The following is a 17,854-nucleotide window of genomic DNA, read 5'->3' on the forward strand; positions in this document are numbered from 1 at the left end:
TGTGCTCCGTCACAGAGGCACTTGACCAGCACGAAGGCCGTAGCAATGAGTCTGGTGCAGCGGGATGTCCCGCGAGATGCGTTTGCCGAACTGTCATACTTCCGGACGGAGTTCTATGCCTGCCTGACCCAGCGGCCCGATGCCTTGTTCGAGCTGAGTGACGCCTTGCTTTGTGCGGACGGCCGGTGAAAACGTTGGTCGAGCTGTCCCTGGCGCCTGAGCATCGGCGTGGACATGGGGCGTTGTACGGCGGGCTCAACCACGGACGTCTGGATCTGTCCCGGCTGCGCAGGGCGCTGGCCGGACTGCCGCTTCCTCGGACGGCGGAGGGGCGGCTGGTCCTGGCGGTCGATGTGAGCAACTGGCTGCGGCCGGACGCCAATACCAGCCCGGACCGGCTGTTCTGCCACACATACGGTCGGGGAAGGGGCTCGGCCCAGATGATTCCCGGGTGCCCCTACTCCTTCGTCGCAGCTCTGGAGCAGGGTCGGACGTCGTGGACTGCCCTGCTGGGCGTGGTCAGGCTGTGTCCGTGGGACGACATCATCACTGTCACCGCAACCCAGGTCCGGGAAGTGTTCCAGCGGCTGTACGTGGCAGGCCAGTGGCGGATCGGTGACCCGCCCGTCCTGGTCGTCGTCGATGCCGGCTACGACGTGACACGCCTGGCTTTCCTGCTTGCGGACCTGCCCGTCGAGTTGCGGGGCCGGATGCGTTCGGACCGCGTCCTCTACTTTCCGCCCCCGCCGCAACCGGCGGGCAAAGTCGGGCGCAAGCCCAAGCGTGGGGCGGAGTTCGCGTTCGAGGCGGCGGCCACTCGGCCGGTCCCGTCCGTCACCACGGTGACCGACACCACCCACTACGGGAAGGCCGTCGCCACTGCCTGGAACCGCCTGCACCCGTTGCTGGTCCGGCGTTCGGCCTGGGCCGACTACCCCGAAGGCGAGCTGCCGGTCATCGAAGGCACCGTCATCAGATTCGATCTCGAGCACACCTTCAGGATGTTCAAGCAGACGCTGGGGTGGACCACTCCCAAACTGCGCGAGCCGGCCGCCGCCGACCGCTGGACCTGGCTCGTCATTGCTTCACACACCCAACTCCGCCTTGCCCGGTCCCTCACAGAAGACCTCCGCAAACCCTGGGAACGGCCTCCACGCCAAGGGCGCCTCACACCCGCACGCGTCCGTCGAGGATTTCGCCGCCTCCACAGGAAAGCCCCTCAGCCGGCCAGCGCACCGAAACTCACCGCCGCAGGCCCCGGCCGGCCAACCGGAGTGAAGAACAAGCACCGTGCACGCGAGCACCCCGTCGGGAAACAGGACAAACCGAACCTCGCGGCAGCCATCACAAGCAGCACAGCTGCATAAACGCCAAGCTAAGAACATCTAACGGAATACCCCCGTGCTGCCTTCCATTTCTTGGTGGCTCGGTCCGGCCGCGTTGAAGTTTGCCCGTGACCTCGGACACTCGATGGTTATGCCGCGAGGGTGTGTTGATGCCGCTGCCTGGTCTCGGCTGGGGTGAGGTAGCCGAAGGTTTTGTGCTTGCGCAGGCGGCGGCGGTTGTAGAAGGTCTCGACGAAGTTGAAGACCTCGGCGCGGGCGGTGGCCCGGTCGGGCCAGATTCGGGTGCCGATTTCCTCTTTGAGCAGGGCCCAGAAACTCTCCGCGGCGGCGTTGTCGAAGCATGATCCGGTGCGTCCGCAGCTCTGCCGCAGCCCCAACTCACGTATGTGGTCGCGGAATTGGGCCGACGTGTACTCGCTTCCGCGATCACTGTGTATGACGCAGCCGGGTTTCAGACCGGCTCGGCCCTGGGCCATGTTGAGGGCATCCACGACGAGTTCGGCCCGGTGATGGTCGGCCATGGCGTAGCCGACGACCTCGCGAGTGGCCAGGTCCAGCCAGCAGGCGAGGTAGAGCCAGCCCTCGGCCGTCGGGAGGAAAGTGATGTCTCCGACCAGCTTCGTGCCGGGGATGTCGGCGTGGAAGTCGCGGCCGATCAGGTCCGGGGCCGGCCTGGCCCTCTTGTCCGGCCGCGTCAGCGACCGGCGCCGGCGACGGTGGGCGCCCTGGATGCCGTGCTCACGCATCAGGCGGGCGACGCGCTTGTGGTTCACAGACCGTCCCAGACGCCGCAGTTCGGCATGGACGCGCGGGACGCCGTAGGTTCCACGGGAGGCGAGGTGGATGACCGTGATCTCGTGGGTCAAGGCCGCGTCGGCGGCCTGGCGGGCGGCGCGGGTCTTCTGCGCGGCGAGCCAGGCGTAGAAAGAGGAGCGGGCCACCTTCAGCAGCCTGCAGAGGAAAGCGACGCCGTGGGTGGTCTTCTCCGCCTCGATGAACGCGTACGTATCGTTCACCGATCGCTCTCTTTCGCGAAGAAGACCGCGGCTTTTCGCAGGACCTCGATCGTCTTTGCCTGCTCGGCGTTCTGCCTGCGCAGCCGCCTGAGCTCCTCGCGCTCCTGCGTGGTGAGCTCGCCAGGGCGGCCCTCGCCCTGGTCTGCCTTGGCCTGGCGGTACCAGCCGCGCAGGGACTCGGAGCTGATGCCGAGTTCCCGGGCGATGGCGGTGACCGTCTTGCCCGAGGAGTCGACGAGCGCGATGGCGTCCCGCTTGAACTCCTCTGTGTAACGCTTCGTGTACTTGCTTCCCACCTGGTGCTACTTCCTCTGGAACCTCAGGTCCCAGTCTCCAGGTGTCCACGATCAAGGGGAAGCTTCACGTACGCCAGCGGAGGTGCTATTGCCTGGGCGTCTGCTCCCTCGCCGACCCACAGGGCGATGAACAGCGCGGCAGTAGCTTCCAGGAGTACCGCACGTTCGAGACCGCCGCCGGCCACGGGTTCACAACCCACGTCCCGCACCAACTCACGCACGCGTGCGAGGGCAGTCTCGTCGTCCCCGCAGACCGGAACAGCCAGCGGTCGCCCGTCGAAGACGGGCGACCGCATGCGCCACACGTCCTCGTGGCAGAGGTTGAAAGCCTTGACCACGTGGGCTCCCGGTGCCGCCGCGGCCAGTTGCTGCGCGGCTGAGGGGCCTCCTTCCGTCAGCAGCCGGAAGCCCTGTCCGACTGGGTTGGAGCAGTCGAGCAGCACCTTGCCCTCCAAGGCACCGTGCAGGTCCCGCGCCACGTCTACTCCCGCCCCGAAGGGCAGCGCGGCCAACACCACCTCCTGAGCGGACTCGGCCGCCGCGCGCAGGCCGGCATGCTTCGCGCTGCCTCCGATGCGCGTCGCGAGCCGCTCCGCCTTGTGTGGGTCCCGACCCCCGATAATCACCTCGTGCCCCGCCCGCGCCCAGTGGGTGGCGAGAGCGTCGGCCATGTTGCCCGTGCCCAGTACACCGATTCTCATCACGCGGTCCCTCTCCGTACCTGCTTCGACCGTTCACACCGACGCTAGAGGGCCGTTCGGGCACCATTTGGTACGTGACGACCGACGCCTTCCTCGCCGACTGCCGTGCCCGCCTCGCCTTCGACCTTCTCTCCAACACCTGGAACGCCGTGGTGCTCTGGGCGCTGCGCGACGGTCCCAGGCGCCCGGTCGAACTGCGGGAGCGGATCGGGGGCATCAGCTCCAAGGTCCTCACCGAGACTCTGCGCCGGCTGCAGTTCAACGGGCTGGTCGACCGGCAGGAACACCCCGACGCACCATCACGGGTCGAGTACCAACTCACCGCTCTGGGCCGGACCTTGCTGGCGCCCATCGACGCCGTCGGCGCATGGGCCTTCGAGCACGGCGATGAGGTTATGGCAGCGCAGGAAGCGGCATGCACTTCCGCCCCGCAGCCCCCTCCTGCTACTTGCTAGAGATCTTTAATAGTGCAGGTCTCGCCGGGGCGTGGCGGGTGGTGTGAGCCGCGCTATGCCGGAGGGATGAGGTATCCCATGGCGGTGGGCTGACGGCCGAGGAGCGTGATCGGCGTGAGCAAGTCCGGCTCGCGCAGCTGACTTGATCGAGGCGGGGCCAGTGACCGGGAGGTGGCCCGGATGTCGGCGAACCGCTGGCGCCGGGCCCTGGCCTCGGGCGGCCGCCAGGCCCTCGTGTCCAAGGGCCCCGGTGACACCCGCTGCAAGCTCGATGCCGGCCAACTGCGTGCCCTGGAGGCGGTGTTGGAGGCCGGGCCGCACGCGTGCGGATGGAGTGACCAGTGCCGTACCGACCCCGCCTCATCGAGGGACTCATCGCCAAAACCGGACCCGGCCTCCAACCACCGCAGCCTCAGCCGTTAAAGATCTTCTAGAGGGCGCCAGGCGGCAGCAGGCGTGGGGCGCGGATGCCGAGGATGCCGAAGACCTCATCCTTCGCCAGGCTGCGCAGTTCCGCCAGGAAGGCGGGGTCCACGTGGCCCTCCCTGGCCCAGATTCCGGCGAGGGACTCGGCGCAGAGCTGGGCCAAGTCGCTGCGGAAGTCCCCCGCCCGGATGGCCCGGATCAGGGCCGCCTCGACGAACGGACCGGAGAGGAACTCCAGATCCGACGCCGCGTCGTCCTGCTCGTCCTCGCGCGCCGTGGGGTCTTCGATGAGGCGTACGAGCAGAACCGCGCGCTCTTCGTCCGGGATCTCCGGATCGCTCCATACCGGGCCTGGCGACGAGACCGCCGCCGCGTCCTCATTCACGATGCGGGGCCGCTCCTTCCTGAACAGCCTCGCCAGCCAAGTCCTCATCTACGACAGATCCTCGATCCCGTCCACGATGCCGATGCCGACCACGCCACCGACGACACCTCCCAAGATCCCGCCGACCACGGGCCCGACAGTCCGGAGGTCGGCCCCCAACCCGGAACCGTAACCCGCGCCCGCGAGGCCGCCCGCCGTGCTGACACCGTCGTGGAGGCCGCCTGGACCCGCTCGGTGCGGCCACCACATCGTAGACGCGCAAGGCGACGGTCGCAGCGATCAACAGCCTGCCGCCGATCTTGGCGGTCGACTTTCCCAGAGCGATGGCTCCGCGCGGCATCCACGGTCTGCCCAAGGGGATGTGCTCCTTCGTAATCCCAGCCGTTAAAAATCTCTAGACCGATCAACAGCGTGAACGCAGGCGTCGCCAACAGATGGGGGCACAGCCCAGAGTGAGGAAAGCTTCGTGGATGTCGTCACGGATCTCCCAGCGGATCCGCAGGCGGCGGAACCAGTGCAGGTGGGCGAACGCCCGTTCCACGACCCAGCGTTGGGTGCCCAGACCGGAGCCGTGCTCGGTGCCACGACGGGCGATCAGCGGCTTTACGCCGAGATCCCAGACCAAGCGACTCAGTGGCTTTCTGTAGGCGTTCGGCGGTGTGCGTGGCGCCGAGTCTCCCGTGGCTGTCGAGGACGCGGGCGATAGTGAAGCGGATGCAGTACCGGCCCGGTCTCATCGAGGGCCTCATGGCCAAGACCGGACTCGGCCTCCAACCGCCGTCACCCCTGCCGCTAACGATCTCCTAGATTTAGAAGGCGCCGGGGGCAGCAGGTGCGGGGCGCGTACGCCGAGGATGCCAAAGACTTCGTCCTGCGCCCGACCCCGCAGCTCCGCCATAAAGGCGGGATCCACCCGGTCGACCCTGGCCCAGATGCCGCCGAGGGACTCCGCACAGTGCTGGGCCAGCACGCTTGTGAGGTTCTCAGCGCGAATGATCCGGGCCAGGCTCGATTCGACGAACGGACCGGAGAGGAACTCCAGATCGCCCGCCGCGTCGAACTTTTCGTCCTCGCGCGCCGCGGGGTCGTCAAGGATGCCGACAAGCCCTGCAAAGTCTTCAGACCCGCCAGATCGAGCGCGCCGAGGCGAGTCGGCCACTTGGTGTTGTCGTCGAAGAATGCGATCGGGCGGAGCCGGTCCAGCTGTTCGTTCCATTCAGGATCGGCGGCCGGCGCTGCCCAGATGGTCACGGTCGCCCGGCTCCATCAGGCCGTACCGGGCGGCGATTTCTCCATCGCTCGCTTCGCCCAGGCGCTGGACACCACCACGGCACATGTCATCTACCTGCTGTCTCGGCACCCGGTCGACTGGAGCCCCGTCGCGGTTTCGCAGCACCCAGCACACCGTCACGCGTATCCGGCAGTGGCGCACCTGGTACGAGCAAGACCATCTCTCGCTCCAGGACATCGCTGAGCGCGAAGGAACGAGCCTTGCCACGGTACGCCTGGCGCTGCTTAAGAACGAGATCCCACTCCGCCCCGCTGACTCCCATCCGGGCCGTCCAAGAAGACGATGACCCGCACGCTACGCGCCCGCGGCACTCTCAGCGCAGTACGTCAAAGTCGGGTGCATCCACCACGGACACCCGGCGGTGGTGGATGCTGCCGAAGCCGACGCCCACCCCCAAGGCGCTCCGCCAGACCGAAGTCATGGGCAGAGCCCGACGTTTTGATGCCTGGCGTCACGCGAGGGCCGGCACTACTTGTCATGGAAAGAGCACGAGCTTGCCGCTGGTTGTCCGAGACTCGATGTCACGGTGAGCCTGGGCTGCGTCCTTGAGCGGGTAGCGCCGGCCGATGTCCGGGATCAGGATGTTGCGCCGCGCCAGGTCGAAGAGGTCCGCGCTGTGGCGCAACAGCGCCTCGCGGGTGGGGATGTGGTCGCGGAAGACCGGGTAGGAGATCTTGATGCTGTTGGGCAGTTCGCGCATGTTCACCACGGGTACCGCACCGATGACCGCGCCGTAGTACAGCAGTAGCCCATGCCGGCGCAGGACCTCCATTGAGGCTCGGAAGGTGGTCTCCCCTCCACCGTCGAAGACGACGTCCACACCCTCACCGTTGGTGAGCTCCAGTACGGGGCCGACAAAGACGTCGCCGGTGGACACCACGGTGTGGTCGGTGCCGCTGTTGCGGGCGGTCTCGGCCTTCTGCTCGCTGGAGACGATGCCGATGACCTTGCCGCCTCGCGCCTTGATGAGCTGGGTCAGTTTCTGGCCCAGTCCGCCAGCTGCGGCGTGCACCACGACGACCTGGCCTGGCTGCACGTCGGCGGCCTCGGTGACGAAATGGTGGGCGGTGATGCCCTGCATCATCAGGCTCGCGGCGACCTCGTCGGAGATGTCGTCCGGCACCGGCACCGCATCGGTGGCGGACAGCACGATCTGTTCCGCGTATGAGCCGTAGGCGTACACCCAGGCGACCCGGTCACCGACGGCGAACTCGGTCACCCCCTCGCCCAGCGCACTCACCCGGCCGGCGCCCTCCACTCCGGGTACGAAGGGCAGGTCGCCGGTGGCGGCGCCGAGTCGACGCGCGCCGGTGTCCATGAAATTCACCCCGGCCGCGGCGATGTCCACCCGGATCTGGCCTGGTCCGGGCTCGGGGACAGGCCGGTCGGTGATTCGCAGTTGTTCCGGTCCGCCCAGTTCTTCCACGAGGATCGCTTGCATCTCGCCCACCTTTCTCATCGTTCTGCTTCCTCGACTCTCTCTCGCGTAAAATGGACCGGCAAGTCCACAAACTGTGGTGGAGGATCAATGTCCGTCGGAGGAACGAGCGCGCCACGCCTGACCGCAAAGGGCCAGGCCACCCGGCGTCGCATCGTGGAAGGCGCAGCCGAGGAGATCCGCGAGCGGGGCATAGCCGGGACGACTCTCGACGACATCCGTGCACGCACCGCGACCAGCAAGAGCCAGATTTTCCACTATTTCCCCGGCGGGAAGGAGGAGTTGCTCCTCGCGGTGGCCGCCCGTGAGGCCGAGCGCGTCCTCGAGGACCAGGAACCGCACCTGAGCGACCTGGGCACGTGGTCGGCATGGCAGGGCTGGCGGGACGCGGTCGTGGCGCGGTACGAGCGGCAGGGCGTCAACTGCCCGCTCGGCATGCTGATCACCGAGCTGGGCCGCGCCACTCCCGCCGCCCAGGCACTCACGAGCCAGCTGATCGGCCAGTGGCAGGCGGCCCTGCGCACCGGCATCCGGCGCCTGCAGGACAACGGCGAGGTCGACCGGCAACTGGACGCCGACCGCACCGCCGCTGCCCTCGTCGCCGCGGTCCAGGGCGGGGTGACCATCCTCATGTCCACCGGCGGCCTCACACACCTGGAGGCGGCCCTCGATACGACCCTGGCACTCCTGCAAACCGCCGCCCCGACCACGCGGTGACACACGGGCCGACACTTACTTTTTTGTCCGTACTTACGAACCTTCGGACGCCGAACTAGCGTGAAGGACATGACACACAGCGCACCCTCCGTCTCCGTCGGCCACACGCCTGACCAGCGCCTTCAGTACCTCGCGGACCGAATTGAGATCCAGGACCTCATGGTGCGGTACGCACTCGGTCAGGACCTGCACGAAGACGGCGACAACGATGTCCTCGACCAGTGGGACACCGTCTTCGCCCCAGAGGCCACCGTCGACTACTCCGCGGCTGGCGGCGCCGCGCTGAAGGACATTCCCTATCGCACGCTCGTGGACGTCATGCGCGGCACCGACGGGTCCATGAGCGGACTGCTCAAGTGGCAGCACTTTCAAGGATTCTCGACCGTCGACATCGACGGCGATACCGCCCACGCGCGCACCCAGCACCTGCACACTCACCAGGGCGGTGCCGACGGGCAGGGCTGGAATCTCATCCAGACCGGCTTCTTCGTCGACCGGCTCGTACGGCGCCCGGAGGGGTGGCGCATCGCCCACCGCACCCTGGAGATCATCTGGATGGACACCTTCCCGACAACCTGACCGACCCGGGGCCACCGGCCTCCCGCTACGCGTCGACGTGGCACGACTGGACCGACCAGTCGTGCAGGGCGTCGAGCGCCGTCGCGAGCGCGCGTCCGGCCGCGGTCAGTTCGTACTCGACGTGCGGGGGCACCTCGGGATAGACGATGCGGTGCACGATTCCGTCGGCCTCCAATGCGCGCAGCTGCTGGATCAGCATCTTCTGGGTCACCCGCCCGATCGCCCGTTCCAGGTCGGAGAACCGGCGCGGCTGACGGACGAGGAGGTGGTGAATGATCAGCAGTTTCCACCGGCCCCGAAGGACGCCAAGAGCGTGCTCGACCCGGCTGATGGAGCAGTCCGGGGCCGATGTCCCGGTAGATGTCTCCCGTTGTTCCATGTCACTGACTTCCATCCTCGGAACGGCACGAGGGCGCTGGTCCGGCGGGGTGGGCGGTGAGTGCTGCCACCAGTCGGCGATTGGCCTCCTGCGCCGTCATGCCCCAGTTCCACTCGTCCTTGTGCAGGCGCAAGGAGACCACTCCGTGCCAGGCCGACCACAGCAGGAGGGCTGCGGCGAAGGGGGCGTCAGGGTCGGCCCGGCGGGCCAGGTCCACGATCCGCCGCTGCAGACGCGGGCCGTGCTCGGCTCTGGTGGCCGGGAGTTCGTCGCCTCTTTCGAACAGGAGCTGGTAGGCGCCGGGGTGCTCCAGCGCCCAGGCGATGTAGGCGTCGCCGGCGACCACCAGCCGGTCGGCGCCTTCCGCCGCGTCGTCCAGCGCCGCTTCAACGGCCTCGATCAGGGAGGTGTACTCGGCGTCGAGGACCGCGGATCGCAGGTCGGTCTCGGAGGGGAAGTGCCAGTAAACCGCCGACGGCGCACCCGGCACGCCCGCGCGATGGACCGCAGGGACGGCACTGCGACGGGCTGTGGCTGCGCCAGCATGGCCACGGCCGCGGCGACGAGTTCGGCACGGAGATCCCGGCCTATTCACTCGGCCGCCTGGGTGAGCAGGCTCTCCGACAGGTCCCACAGGCGCCGGGCGTTGTTCGCGTCGACGGCGTACCGGGCGACGCCGTGCAGGGTGCCGGAGCGCCGGTCGACGATGTCGGTCTCGTTGCAGTCGACGAAGTAGCGGCCGCCGATGCCTTCGAGGAGGGGCGAGGTCGCGAGGAGCACAGAGGTCGCGGCGCCCTGCTCGACCGTTTTGATCAGCTCGGCGGGCACCCTGCCGCTGCCCCGGCCGCCGGTGTGGCGCTGCAGGTTGGTGTAGATCGCGCCGGGCATTAGGGCGTTGGCGGTGATGTTCTCGTCGGCCCAGCGGCGGGTCGCCTCCACCGCGAAGAGGACGTTCGCGGTCTTGGACTGACCGTAGGCCAGCCACGGGTCGTAGGGGCGGAAGGCGAAGTTGACGTCGTCCCAGACGATGGGTGACTGCTGGTGACCGGTGGAACTCACCACGACGATGCGGGCGTTGCCGTCGGCAGCCAGCGCATCGTGCAGACCGGTGGTGAGCGCGAAGTGGCCCAGGTGGTTGGTGGCGAACTGCCACTCCCAGCCCTGTTCGGTGTACTGCTCCGGGCTGGCCATGACGCCGGCGTTGTTCACCAGGACGTGCAGCGGGCCCTGCCAGGCTGTGGTGAAGGCGGTGACAGACTGCGGATCGGCGAGGTCGAGGTGTGCGACCTGAACGTCCTGGTTGCCGGTCGAGGCAGTGATGTCCTTGGCGACGCGTTCTCCCGCCGCCATGTCCCGCACGGCAAGCGTGACGCTCGCTCCGGTGCCGGCCAGGACGCGGACGGTCTCGACGCCGAGGCCGGACGAGGCGCCAGTGACCACGGCCCGGCGGCCGGTGAGGTCGATCCCCTTCGCCACCTCGGCGGCCGTGCTGGCGAATCCGAAGGGAGTGGTGAGGGTGCTCATGCGTGAACTCCTTGCCGTGTACTGCATCGCGTACTGAGGTGTGTGGCGGTGGTCCTGCGAGTTCAGGGCGTGACCATGCGGTCCTGCTCCACCGGGGGCGTGCCGTCGTGCCAGTCCAGAGCCTTGCCGTAGCGGACCAGTTCGCCGTACAGGGCGGGGTCGACGTGTTCGGTGAAGACCAGGTCAAGCACGGCTTCGGCGGCCTGGGCCGGCGTCTGGGCCTGGCTGTAGTCGCTGAACCAGGGGCGCGAGGTTGCGGTGTCCACCATGCCCGGGCACACCGACGCGATCAGCGTGCCGGCGGCAAGGTCATGGGCGCGGCGCTCGGCGGCGACCGCGCGGACGGCAGCGACCTGAGCGACCTTCGAGGGCACGTTCAACCAGACCGGCCAGCCCGCCTCCTGCGCGGTCCGATGGTGGATGGCACTGCGCCACGACTCCACGGCGTACTCGACCTGGTCCAGGCTCGCGCCGTCGAAGAGGTGGTGAAGGCGGGGGTCGAGATGGCCGAGAGTGCCCAGGCTGCTGGCCACGACGAGCAGTCGTCCACCCGGCCGCAGGATGGGGCCGAAGGCGCGCAGGATCGTGTGCGTGGCCGTGTTCGAGACGTCGATGAACTCGTCGGCCCGCTCAGCCTGCGACTCCTCTGGCAGCAGGCGGGCGACGGCGTTGGAGATGACGACGTCGACTCCTCCGTGCCGGGCCCGGAGGCCATCGGCGAGAGCGGCGACGGCGTCGCTGTCGGTGACGTCCAGGACACGTCCCTCGACGCGGGCCCGGGTGCCGGGCAGCAGGCCGACCTCGTGGGCGGCCTTCGTCACACGCTGGTGGTTCCGGCCAGTGAGCAGGACCAGGTCGTCCGGATGCATGCGAGCCGCCAGCCCTTCGGCAAGAGCGCGGCCGAGTCCTTGGTTGGCGCCCGTGACGAGGGCGATACGTGAACCGTTCATGCATCCCACGCTAGAAACGCCGCATACATGAGTCCAACGAAAGTTCAGCACGGCTAGTATGCGTAAACGTCATGGACTTCACGGATGTGTCACTCACCGCGCTGCGCATCTTCCGGGCCGTCGCCGAGCAGGGGACCTTCACCGCGGCCGCCGCGTCCGTCGGCTACACGCAGTCGGCGGTGTCCCGGCAGATCGCCGCGATCGAACGAGCCGCGGGCGCGGAACTGATCGAGCGGCGGCGCGAGGGCGTACGGCTCACTGCGGCCGGGCGGCTCGTCCTGCGCCGCGCGACGGTCGTACTCGACGAGATCGACGCGACCGCACGCGAACTGTCCGGCCTGCCCGGACAGGCCGCGACGGTTCGGCTGGGCTGGCTGCCCAGCGCCGGTGCCGCTCTCGTGCCCCGCGCCCTGGCCGCCCTGCGCGACACGGATCCCGGCATTCAGGTCGTCGGTCGGGAGGGCGGCACTCCCGCGCTGGTGCGCGCCCTGCGCGCCGGCAGCCTCGACCTGGCCCTGCTCGCCTCGGCCCCGCCGTTCCGCCCGCCGGACGACGAGTCGCCCCCGTTCACCCTGCAGACGCTCACCGAACGCGCCCTGTGTGTGGCGGTGCCGGCGGCGACTTCGTCGACGTGGCCGACCTGCGCGGGCAGCGCTGGATCGCGAGCTCCGCCTCGGGCGAGGATCGCCTGATGGGAGTGTGGCCGGGACTGGACGAACGGCCAGAGATCGCCCACACCGCCCGCGACTGGCTCGCCAAGCTCCAACTCGTTGCCGCGAGCTGCGGATTGACCACGGTGCCCGCAGCGCTGGTTTCCGCCGCACCGCAAGGAGTCCGCATTCTGCCGGTCCGCGGCGGCCCCCAGGAACAGCGACGCCTACTTCTCGCCCGCCCTCCTCAGGCGCCGAACGAGCCGGTGACTCGTGTGGCGGCGGCGCTGCGTACGGCGGCCCTCAGCTCCGGTATGCCTGATCCCTCTTGATGCTGGTCAGCCCTGCGCCGTTTCGATCAGCTCGAGGAGGTTGCCTTCCGGGTCCGCGACGTATGCGTACCGCATCCCTTCGGTCGCTCCGGGCAGCGCGACATCCTCGATGCCGTGCTCTACCGCCTCACCGCCATCGACGGCGAAGCCGGCATTGCCTGACGGAACCGGCAGGCACTACTCGCTTCGGGCATTGTCGAGCTCGGCCGCCAGCACGGCCATCCCGTGCAAGTGAGTGAAGTACTTGGTTGCGTACTCGTCATCACCAATAGGCGGGAGGATCTTTTCAAGGGCCGCGGTGCGTTCATGCAGTGTGTCTCGGCGCCGGTCATCCAAGGGGCCGTCCATGGCTGAGGAGACACAGCCGGCGAGCATCGTGTCCATCATCACCATGCATTCACCCTCCGGCTCTCGCTGGTAGAAGCCCGGAGGGAAGCGCAAGGTCCTGAACTCGTCCCACAATCGCGCCAACTGGTCCAGTCCTGCTTCCGCCATGCCCGTGATCATGCCCTACGGCCAGGCGTCGAGGGAACGTGTTTCCAACCTACGCGGTGCTGTGCTTCTGGTCTCGGCGACATCCTCTGCAGATGGCTCTGCACGTTCACTCGTACTTGCCGCTGCACTTCAGCCAGGGCCTGTCTCCGGTTGTGATCAAGCCCGAGGGTGGGACCGGTCCGATAAGACTGTGGTGTGACGCGTGCGCAACTCACCGACAGCGAGTGGGAGTTCATCGGCCCGTTCCTGCCGGTCGGCAGGAACGGCCCGTACCCCGAGCTGCCGCGAAGGTCCTGACGTCGCTGCCCGGCGTCGGCGTCAGGACCGCCGCCACGCTGCTGGTCACCGTCGGCGACGGCACCAGCTGCCACGACACCGGGGACCGAGGCCGTTCCGGGGTCATGCGTCGTCCTCCTCGGACGCGTCGTCGACGTTACCCATCGCGTCCTAGAAGGCCCCGTCGCCGTACCCGACACTGACGTACTCGGGCCCGAACAGGTTGTCGTCTGGGTCGACGCCCTCGGAAGGCCAGGTCAGAGGCGGCGCGTGACGTGGGGCGGGAGTTGCCGTTCCCAGAAAGCGTCACGGTGAGGGGAAGTCCCTTCGGAGTGCGGCGGTGTGCGGATGTCGAGAACGTGCCACCGGCTCCGTCCCAGGGACATCAGGGCCACCACCAGCCGCACGAGGACGAAGGGGAAACCACCATGGCGATTCAGCGGATGGACAACGTCGGCATCGTCGTCGAGGACATGGATGCCGCGATCGCGTTCTTCGTGGAACTCGGTATGGAGCTGGAGGGCACGGCGGAGGTCAAGGGCCTCGTCGCCGACCAGTGCACCGGACTCGACGGTGTCCACTGTGACATCGCGATGGTCCAGACCCCGGACGGTCACAGCCGGCTCGAGCTGGCGAAGTACCGCAGCCCCGCGGTGATCAGCGCCGGGCCGCGCAATCGGCCGCACAACATTCTGGGCACGCACCGCGTCATGTTCGCCGTCGACGACATCGAGGACACCGTTGCCCGCCTGCGCCCTCACGGCGCCGAACTCGTCGGCGAGATCGCCCGGTTCGAGGACAGCTATCTGCTCTGCTACCTCCGCGGCCCGGAGGGCATCATCGTCGGACTGGCCGAGCAACTACGCTGAGTGTTTGCCGAAAACGTGTCTGGGAACTGCGGTCCGTCGTCGCTCATCGTTCCTCCCCCGATCAGTTGTGAGTTGACTTCCTCCCCCTCGTGAACGAGGGGGATTCCTACGGCTCGCGCCGTGGGGTTTTCTGCTTCACCGCCGACTGCCCGCCCGGAGTTCTCCGTTGAGGTCTTACACCGGCTCCACAGACAGACACCGCCAGCCCGGCGGCCAGAAGGTTCTTCGCCGCGTTCACGTCCCGGTCATGGGCCGTGCCACAGCTGTCACACGTCCAGGTGCGGACGTGCAGCGGCATCTGCGGCTGGAGGCTGCCGCAGTGGGAGCACAGCTTGGACGAGGGGAAGAAGCGGTCCACCGCGATCACTTCCCGCCCGTACCAGTCGGCCTTGTACTCCAGCATGCTCCGGAACTGCGACCACGCGGCATCACTGATGGCGCGGGCCAGACTCCGGTTTTTGACCATGGTGCGTACGGTCAGGTCCTCGATCACGAGCGTTTGGTTCTCACGCACGAGTCGAGTGGTCAGCTGGTGCAGCACGTCCCGCCTGCGGTCGGCGATCCGGGCATGGATCTTCGCGACCTTCTGGCGGGCCTTGCGCCGGTTGGCGCCCTCGCCTTTGGCCTTGCGGGACAGCTCCCGCTGCGCCCTGGCCAGGCGCGCGCGGTCGCGGCGCTCGTGCCGGGGGTTGGCGATCTTCTCCCCGGTGGAGAGGGTCAGCAGGTGGTCCAGGCCGACGTCGATGCCGACCGCAGTGTCGGTGCCCGTGAGCGGCTTGACCCGCGGGTCCTCGCACAGCAGCGAGACGAACCAGCGTCCGGCACTGTCCCGGCTGACGGTCACCGTGCTCGGCGACGCCCCCTCGGGCAGGGGGCGCGACCAGACGATGTTCAGCGGGTCGGCCATCTTCGCCAGCGTCAGACCGCCGTCCCGGAAGCGGAACGCCGAGGAGGTGTACTCCGCGCTCGCCCGGGACTTCTTCTTCGCCTTGAAGCGCGGGTACTTGGCGCGTTTGGCGAAGAAGTTCGCGAACGCGGCCTGCAGATGCCGCAGCGCCTGCTGCAGTGGGACGGAGGAGACCTCGCCCAGGTAGGCCAGCTCCTCGGTCTTCTTCCACGCGGTCAGCAGGGCCGAGGTCTGGTTGTAGTTGACCCGCTCCTGCCGCGCCCACGCCTCGGTACGGGCGGCGAGCGCCATGTTGTAGACCTTGCGCACGCATCCGAAGGTGCGCGACAGCTCGGCTGCCTGCACCTCGGTCGGATAGAAGCGGTACTTGAAGGCCCGCTTCACGGGAGTGGCCATGGCTCACAAACTAGCACATCAACTTGTGAACATACGCGGGTAGTTGATGATGGAGGCCGATCCGCCCGGAGGGCGCATCGGCATTCCCTGCCCTGCTCCGCAGGAGTCCGTTTCCTCCCCCGCCTGAAGGCGGGGGTATCCACGGAGGAATCCCGATGAGCACTCTCGCCGAATCGGGTTGGCTGCAGATCCAAGAGCTGCTCGGGATGGCACCGTTGACGCTCGCCGTCGGGCTGAGGTCACGGGTGGCGGAAGCCGCGGTCGGGGTCGCGGGCCGATCGGGTTCGAAGGCTGCGAACCAGTCGTGCCCTTTTCCCCAGGTGACCTCCCCGCCGAAGGCCGGACACCACGGCACCATCGGCAGCGTCCTGGACGACGCAGACGACTGGGACGAACTCACGCTGCTGCAGTTCAAGCGCCACCTGGTGCTGGCGGGCATGAGGAACGCCTTCGGACCTGGCGCCAGCCAGGACACTTTCAACCGCCACCTCACAGCGCACCAGGCCTCGCCCGACACCCACCGCCCGGAGTTCGCACTGCCGGCGATCCTCCTCGCCCAGGCCCTGCTGCGGGCGCTGAACCAAGAGCTCGAACGCCCGGACAACGAGGACGACGAGGTGTAGCTGCTCTTCGGCGACCGCACGGGCCCCGAGGCGCGGGGACGTGCGGCAAGTCGGCTTGCTGGCCTGCCCGTTGGGCGGTCAGGCGAGGGACACGCCGACAACCATGGGGAGGACGGGTAGTCGCTCTTTGAGGAACGCTCGGAGAGGACCGCGCCGCTCCCAATCAGCTCGGCCGGGTCAGGGTTTCCAGGTGCGGAGCATGGCGGCGATCCCGGCAGCGGTGGAACGCGGGCTGTTCAACTCGTGTGCGAGCGCGGTCAGTTGCTCGCGGGTCGGGTTGACCGGAATGTTGCTGGCTTCGAGGTACATGACGGCGACGGCGCAGGCGACCGTCAGGTTGGAGCGCTCCAGCCAGCGGCAGCGGCCGAGAGTATGGACCAGGGCAGCAGCGCGAGCGTAGGGGCCGTCATAGACGGGGCGCTCGAGGAGTTCGCCGCGATGGCGGGCGACCGCGGCGACCGGTACGCCGTAGTCGTCGACGCCGGGGTCACGGTGGCCGGCCCGTTGGGCGACTTCCAGGATCCAGGACTCGTCGACGTGCAGGATCACGCGGCGGCGCCCGGCTGCGGCTGGGCGTAGGGGGCGTCGAGCTGCTGCTCCAGGTCGTCGAGGAAGGCGCCGTGCTCTTCGATGAGGCGCTGCGCGGCCGTCATGCCGGCGGCGCGGGCGCCCGTGGTGTCTTCGATGATCAGACGCTCAACGTAGCGGTTGAAGTCCAGGCCGCGGGCGGCCGCGGCGTCCTTGCCTGCCGCGAGGACGCCGGGTTCCAGACGGACCTGAGTCTGTTTCTTCGGGGAGGCCATACCAGGAGGGTAGCAGGGTGGTAGCAGAGGTTTAAGGTACCTGCCCCGAGAGCCCCCAGTCATGTTCGCTCGCCGTTTCCGCCCTCCCCCAGAGCCCCCATCGGTTTCGCCACGAACCGCCGGCCCCGTCAGCCACCGCCGCTAGGCGCTGCTAGGCCTCCGACCGGTCGCCTTCCTCACGGCCGCCTTCCTGGCCGGCTGCTTCTTCGTCGTCTTCTTTGCCGTGGCCTTCTTCGTCGGCAGCGGCAGCTCCCGCAGTTCGGCGTCACTGATGGGCACGACCTGGTCCCTGGCCTACTCGTAGCCCTTGCCGATCTCCGACTGAATGACCTCGCGGTCCTCCAGGTCGCCCACCTTCGTCACCCGCACCCGGCCCATGTCCTCCAGGTGGTGCTGGTGGAAGCGGATGGAGTGGCCCTCGGCTGCGCTCTGTACGTTGATCGGCACGGCGCCGTCGACTGAACTAAACAATGTCCCGAACGGGCAGAAATCAACCTCTCGGTCGGCTTGCGGGGCATCCGTCCGGGGACAAGAAGGGCGACGAGCACGGGCCGGCGTCCACCGGGCAGTCCTCGAGAGACATCACTCGCTCACACCACCTGCAAAGCAAGTCAGCTCGGGCGCCCACTGCGTAGAGGCGCCTCACCGCTTCCGTCGCGGCCTCGAACCATGTCCGGTCGACAACCGTCGTCGGGGCGGCTTCAAGTAGCTGCTTGCTTCGCCATGCGCTCAGCCCAGTTACTGAGCGAACCGCTTGGACAAGGTCGATCCCCCGATCGCCGCTGGAGGACAGCAGCACGTCGAACTCAGGCTCCTCCACCATCCCCCCAACGGACGCAGCCATACCGCCTGGTGGACACACCGCCACTACGGCCCATCAGATCATGCTGCCTGGATCCGCCCTCAGAAGCTGTTGTCTTTCCGGGCTTGAGAACGGTGTTTTCGCTGGTCGGGCGTAGGGTCGGTGTTCCTGTGGGAGTGGTGGTCTGTCGTGTCGCCG

General features: G+C 68.0%; 23 protein-coding genes and 4 pseudogenes. 10 read left to right on the forward strand and 17 right to left on the reverse strand.

All coding sequences use genetic code 11. From position 1 onward, the window contains the following. Positions 1–45 precede the first annotated feature (45 nt). A pseudogene (locus ACFY1L_RS55135) lies at positions 46–1,367 on the forward strand (transposase). Positions 1,368–1,474: 107 nt separating this feature from the next. On the opposite strand, the gene ACFY1L_RS55140 reads toward ACFY1L_RS55135, so the two are convergent. The 3 genes from ACFY1L_RS55140 to ACFY1L_RS55150 are packed head-to-tail and all read right to left on the reverse strand — an operon-like array spanning position 1,475 to position 3,359. Further along, a complete protein-coding gene (locus tag ACFY1L_RS55140) occupies positions 1,475–2,362 on the reverse strand; it encodes an IS3 family transposase (RefSeq protein WP_232649536.1) in 888 nt (295 codons plus the stop codon). Next, positions 2,359–2,658, reverse strand: a complete 300-nt coding sequence (locus tag ACFY1L_RS55145) for a transposase (protein WP_232649535.1) — start codon at positions 2,656–2,658, stop codon at positions 2,359–2,361. The genes ACFY1L_RS55140 and ACFY1L_RS55145 overlap by 4 nt, the downstream gene beginning before the upstream one ends. Positions 2,659–2,681: 23 nt before the next feature. Next, on the reverse strand, positions 2,682–3,359 hold the full coding sequence (locus ACFY1L_RS55150) for an NADPH-dependent F420 reductase (protein ID WP_388843142.1): 678 nt from the start codon (positions 3,357–3,359) through the stop codon (positions 2,682–2,684). A gap of 74 nt (positions 3,360–3,433) precedes the next feature. Here ACFY1L_RS55150 and ACFY1L_RS55155 point away from each other — a divergent pair, with 74 nt between their 5' ends. Both ACFY1L_RS55155 and ACFY1L_RS55160 read left to right on the forward strand, forming a co-directional pair. Next, positions 3,434–3,814 carry a winged helix-turn-helix transcriptional regulator gene (locus ACFY1L_RS55155; RefSeq protein WP_388843143.1) on the forward strand — a complete coding sequence of 127 codons (381 nt, stop codon included), beginning with the start codon at positions 3,434–3,436 and terminating at the stop codon, positions 3,812–3,814. Positions 3,815–3,994: 180 nt separating this feature from the next. After that, positions 3,995–4,237: a hypothetical protein gene (locus ACFY1L_RS55160; protein WP_388843144.1), complete on the forward strand. Its 243-nt coding sequence runs from the start codon at positions 3,995–3,997 to the stop codon at positions 4,235–4,237. A 7-nt stretch (positions 4,238–4,244) separates the two neighbouring features. On the opposite strand, the gene ACFY1L_RS55165 is transcribed toward ACFY1L_RS55160, so the two are convergent. Both ACFY1L_RS55165 and ACFY1L_RS55170 read right to left on the reverse strand, forming a co-directional pair. Continuing rightward, positions 4,245–4,625 carry a hypothetical protein gene (locus ACFY1L_RS55165; protein ID WP_369254298.1) on the reverse strand — a complete coding sequence of 127 codons (381 nt, stop codon included), beginning with the start codon at positions 4,623–4,625 and terminating at the stop codon, positions 4,245–4,247. Between the two features lie 403 nt (positions 4,626–5,028). Continuing rightward, positions 5,029–5,235, reverse strand: a pseudogene (locus tag ACFY1L_RS55170) (transposase); the annotation flags it as partial. A 345-nt stretch (positions 5,236–5,580) separates the two neighbouring features. On the opposite strand from ACFY1L_RS55170, the gene ACFY1L_RS55175 reads away from it, so the two are divergent. Beyond that, positions 5,581–6,099: a hypothetical protein gene (locus tag ACFY1L_RS55175; RefSeq protein ID WP_388843145.1), complete on the forward strand. Its 519-nt coding sequence runs from the start codon at positions 5,581–5,583 to the stop codon at positions 6,097–6,099. Between the two features lie 292 nt (positions 6,100–6,391). Here ACFY1L_RS55175 and ACFY1L_RS55180 read toward each other — a convergent pair whose 3' ends face one another. Next, on the reverse strand, positions 6,392–7,357 hold the full coding sequence (locus tag ACFY1L_RS55180) for a quinone oxidoreductase family protein (protein WP_388843146.1): 966 nt from the start codon (positions 7,355–7,357) through the stop codon (positions 6,392–6,394). 87 nt (positions 7,358–7,444) lie between these two features. Here ACFY1L_RS55180 and ACFY1L_RS55185 point away from each other — a divergent pair, with 87 nt between their 5' ends. Together ACFY1L_RS55185 and ACFY1L_RS55190 are read left to right on the forward strand one after the other, a co-directional pair. Then, complete coding sequence (locus ACFY1L_RS55185; protein WP_388843147.1) at positions 7,445–8,071, forward strand: TetR/AcrR family transcriptional regulator; 627 nt, start codon at positions 7,445–7,447, stop codon at positions 8,069–8,071. A 69-nt stretch (positions 8,072–8,140) separates the two neighbouring features. Then, entirely contained in the window at positions 8,141–8,650 is a 510-nt protein-coding gene (locus ACFY1L_RS55190; RefSeq protein ID WP_388843148.1) for a nuclear transport factor 2 family protein, read from the forward strand. Between the two features lie 25 nt (positions 8,651–8,675). Here the strand turns inward: ACFY1L_RS55190 and ACFY1L_RS55195 are convergent, their stop codons facing one another. The 4 genes from ACFY1L_RS55195 to ACFY1L_RS55210 all read right to left on the reverse strand — a co-directional run bounded on the left by ACFY1L_RS55195 (position 8,676) and on the right by ACFY1L_RS55210 (position 11,503). Then, positions 8,676–9,029: a winged helix-turn-helix transcriptional regulator gene (locus tag ACFY1L_RS55195; RefSeq protein WP_388843149.1), complete on the reverse strand. Its 354-nt coding sequence runs from the start codon at positions 9,027–9,029 to the stop codon at positions 8,676–8,678. 1 nt (position 9,030) lies between these two features. After that, on the reverse strand, positions 9,031–9,519 hold the full coding sequence (locus ACFY1L_RS55200) for a TetR/AcrR family transcriptional regulator (protein WP_388843150.1): 489 nt from the start codon (positions 9,517–9,519) through the stop codon (positions 9,031–9,033). Positions 9,520–9,620: 101 nt separating this feature from the next. After that, entirely contained in the window at positions 9,621–10,553 is a 933-nt protein-coding gene (locus tag ACFY1L_RS55205) for an SDR family NAD(P)-dependent oxidoreductase (protein ID WP_388843151.1), read from the reverse strand. Between the two features lie 62 nt (positions 10,554–10,615). Continuing rightward, entirely contained in the window at positions 10,616–11,503 is an 888-nt protein-coding gene (locus ACFY1L_RS55210) for an SDR family NAD(P)-dependent oxidoreductase (RefSeq protein WP_388843152.1), read from the reverse strand. Between the two features lie 71 nt (positions 11,504–11,574). On the opposite strand from ACFY1L_RS55210, the pseudogene ACFY1L_RS55215 reads away from it, so the two are divergent. Next, positions 11,575–12,485 (forward strand): annotated as a pseudogene (locus tag ACFY1L_RS55215) (LysR family transcriptional regulator). 177 nt (positions 12,486–12,662) lie between these two features. Here the strand turns inward: ACFY1L_RS55215 and ACFY1L_RS55220 are convergent. Then, the gene (locus ACFY1L_RS55220; RefSeq protein ID WP_388843153.1) at positions 12,663–12,980 is read right to left on the reverse strand and encodes a hypothetical protein; all 318 of its coding nucleotides are present in this window, start codon (positions 12,978–12,980) and stop codon (positions 12,663–12,665) included. A 287-nt stretch (positions 12,981–13,267) separates the two neighbouring features. Between ACFY1L_RS55220 and ACFY1L_RS55225 the strand changes: the two are divergent. Both ACFY1L_RS55225 and ACFY1L_RS55230 read left to right on the forward strand, forming a co-directional pair. Next, positions 13,268–13,345: pseudogene (locus ACFY1L_RS55225) on the forward strand (transposase); the annotation flags it as partial. 339 nt (positions 13,346–13,684) lie between these two features. Next, positions 13,685–14,125 (forward strand): VOC family protein, encoded by a 441-nt coding sequence (locus ACFY1L_RS55230; protein WP_388843154.1) that lies wholly within the window; start codon positions 13,685–13,687, stop codon positions 14,123–14,125. A gap of 106 nt (positions 14,126–14,231) precedes the next feature. Here the strand turns inward: ACFY1L_RS55230 and ACFY1L_RS55235 are convergent, their stop codons facing one another. Next, positions 14,232–15,428, reverse strand: a complete 1,197-nt coding sequence (locus ACFY1L_RS55235; protein WP_388843155.1) for an RNA-guided endonuclease InsQ/TnpB family protein — start codon at positions 15,426–15,428, stop codon at positions 14,232–14,234. Between the two features lie 155 nt (positions 15,429–15,583). Between ACFY1L_RS55235 and ACFY1L_RS55240 the strand changes: the two genes are divergently transcribed. Further along, complete coding sequence (locus tag ACFY1L_RS55240) at positions 15,584–16,051, forward strand: hypothetical protein (protein WP_388843156.1); 468 nt, start codon at positions 15,584–15,586, stop codon at positions 16,049–16,051. A gap of 177 nt (positions 16,052–16,228) precedes the next feature. Here ACFY1L_RS55240 and ACFY1L_RS55245 read toward each other — a convergent pair whose 3' ends face one another. The 5 genes from ACFY1L_RS55245 to ACFY1L_RS55265 all read right to left on the reverse strand — a co-directional run bounded on the left by ACFY1L_RS55245 (position 16,229) and on the right by ACFY1L_RS55265 (position 17,698). Continuing rightward, positions 16,229–16,600, reverse strand: coding sequence for a fic family toxin-antitoxin system, toxin component (locus ACFY1L_RS55245; RefSeq protein ID WP_388843157.1), 372 nt, complete (start codon positions 16,598–16,600; stop codon positions 16,229–16,231). Continuing rightward, the gene (locus tag ACFY1L_RS55250; RefSeq protein ID WP_388843158.1) at positions 16,597–16,854 is read right to left on the reverse strand and encodes a hypothetical protein; all 258 of its coding nucleotides are present in this window, start codon (positions 16,852–16,854) and stop codon (positions 16,597–16,599) included. The genes ACFY1L_RS55245 and ACFY1L_RS55250 overlap by 4 nt, the downstream gene beginning before the upstream one ends. Before the next feature lie 141 nt (positions 16,855–16,995). Next, entirely contained in the window at positions 16,996–17,133 is a 138-nt protein-coding gene (locus tag ACFY1L_RS55255; protein ID WP_388843159.1) for a hypothetical protein, read from the reverse strand. Between the two features lie 15 nt (positions 17,134–17,148). After that, on the reverse strand, positions 17,149–17,301 hold the full coding sequence (locus ACFY1L_RS55260) for a hypothetical protein (protein ID WP_388843160.1): 153 nt from the start codon (positions 17,299–17,301) through the stop codon (positions 17,149–17,151). A gap of 43 nt (positions 17,302–17,344) precedes the next feature. After that, entirely contained in the window at positions 17,345–17,698 is a 354-nt protein-coding gene (locus ACFY1L_RS55265) for a ribosomal protein L7/L12 (protein ID WP_388843161.1), read from the reverse strand. Between the last annotated feature and the right edge of the window lie 156 nt (positions 17,699–17,854).

It is taken from the genome of Streptomyces sp. NPDC001663 (assembly GCF_042893105.1).
GTDB lineage: Bacteria > Actinomycetota > Actinomycetes > Streptomycetales > Streptomycetaceae > Streptomyces.

Bases quoted from the DNA above. Each gene is read 5' to 3' on its own strand.
- ACFY1L_RS55180 (WP_388843146.1), bottom strand. From the start codon at position 7,357: ATGCAAGCGATCCTCGTGGAAGAACTGGGCGGACCGGAACAACTGCGA.
- ACFY1L_RS55160 (WP_388843144.1), top strand. From the start codon at position 3,995: ATGTCGGCGAACCGCTGGCGCCGGGCCCTGGCCTCGGGCGGCCGCCAG.
- ACFY1L_RS55150 (WP_388843142.1), bottom strand. From the start codon at position 3,359: ATGAGAATCGGTGTACTGGGCACGGGCAACATGGCCGACGCTCTCGCC.
- ACFY1L_RS55210 (WP_388843152.1), bottom strand. From the start codon at position 11,503: ATGAACGGTTCACGTATCGCCCTCGTCACGGGCGCCAACCAAGGACTC.
- ACFY1L_RS55195 (WP_388843149.1), bottom strand. From the start codon at position 9,029: ATGGAACAACGGGAGACATCTACCGGGACATCGGCCCCGGACTGCTCC.
- ACFY1L_RS55205 (WP_388843151.1), bottom strand. From the start codon at position 10,553: ATGAGCACCCTCACCACTCCCTTCGGATTCGCCAGCACGGCCGCCGAG.
- ACFY1L_RS55235 (WP_388843155.1), bottom strand. From the start codon at position 15,428: ATGGCCACTCCCGTGAAGCGGGCCTTCAAGTACCGCTTCTATCCGACC.
- ACFY1L_RS55265 (WP_388843161.1), bottom strand. From the start codon at position 17,698: ATGGCTGCGTCCGTTGGGGGGATGGTGGAGGAGCCTGAGTTCGACGTG.
- ACFY1L_RS55185 (WP_388843147.1), top strand. From the start codon at position 7,445: ATGTCCGTCGGAGGAACGAGCGCGCCACGCCTGACCGCAAAGGGCCAG.
- ACFY1L_RS55250 (WP_388843158.1), bottom strand. From the start codon at position 16,854: ATGGCCTCCCCGAAGAAACAGACTCAGGTCCGTCTGGAACCCGGCGTC.
- ACFY1L_RS55220 (WP_388843153.1), bottom strand. From the start codon at position 12,980: ATGGCGGAAGCAGGACTGGACCAGTTGGCGCGATTGTGGGACGAGTTC.
- ACFY1L_RS55240 (WP_388843156.1), top strand. From the start codon at position 15,584: ATGAGCACTCTCGCCGAATCGGGTTGGCTGCAGATCCAAGAGCTGCTC.
- ACFY1L_RS55230 (WP_388843154.1), top strand. From the start codon at position 13,685: ATGGCGATTCAGCGGATGGACAACGTCGGCATCGTCGTCGAGGACATG.
- ACFY1L_RS55190 (WP_388843148.1), top strand. From the start codon at position 8,141: ATGACACACAGCGCACCCTCCGTCTCCGTCGGCCACACGCCTGACCAG.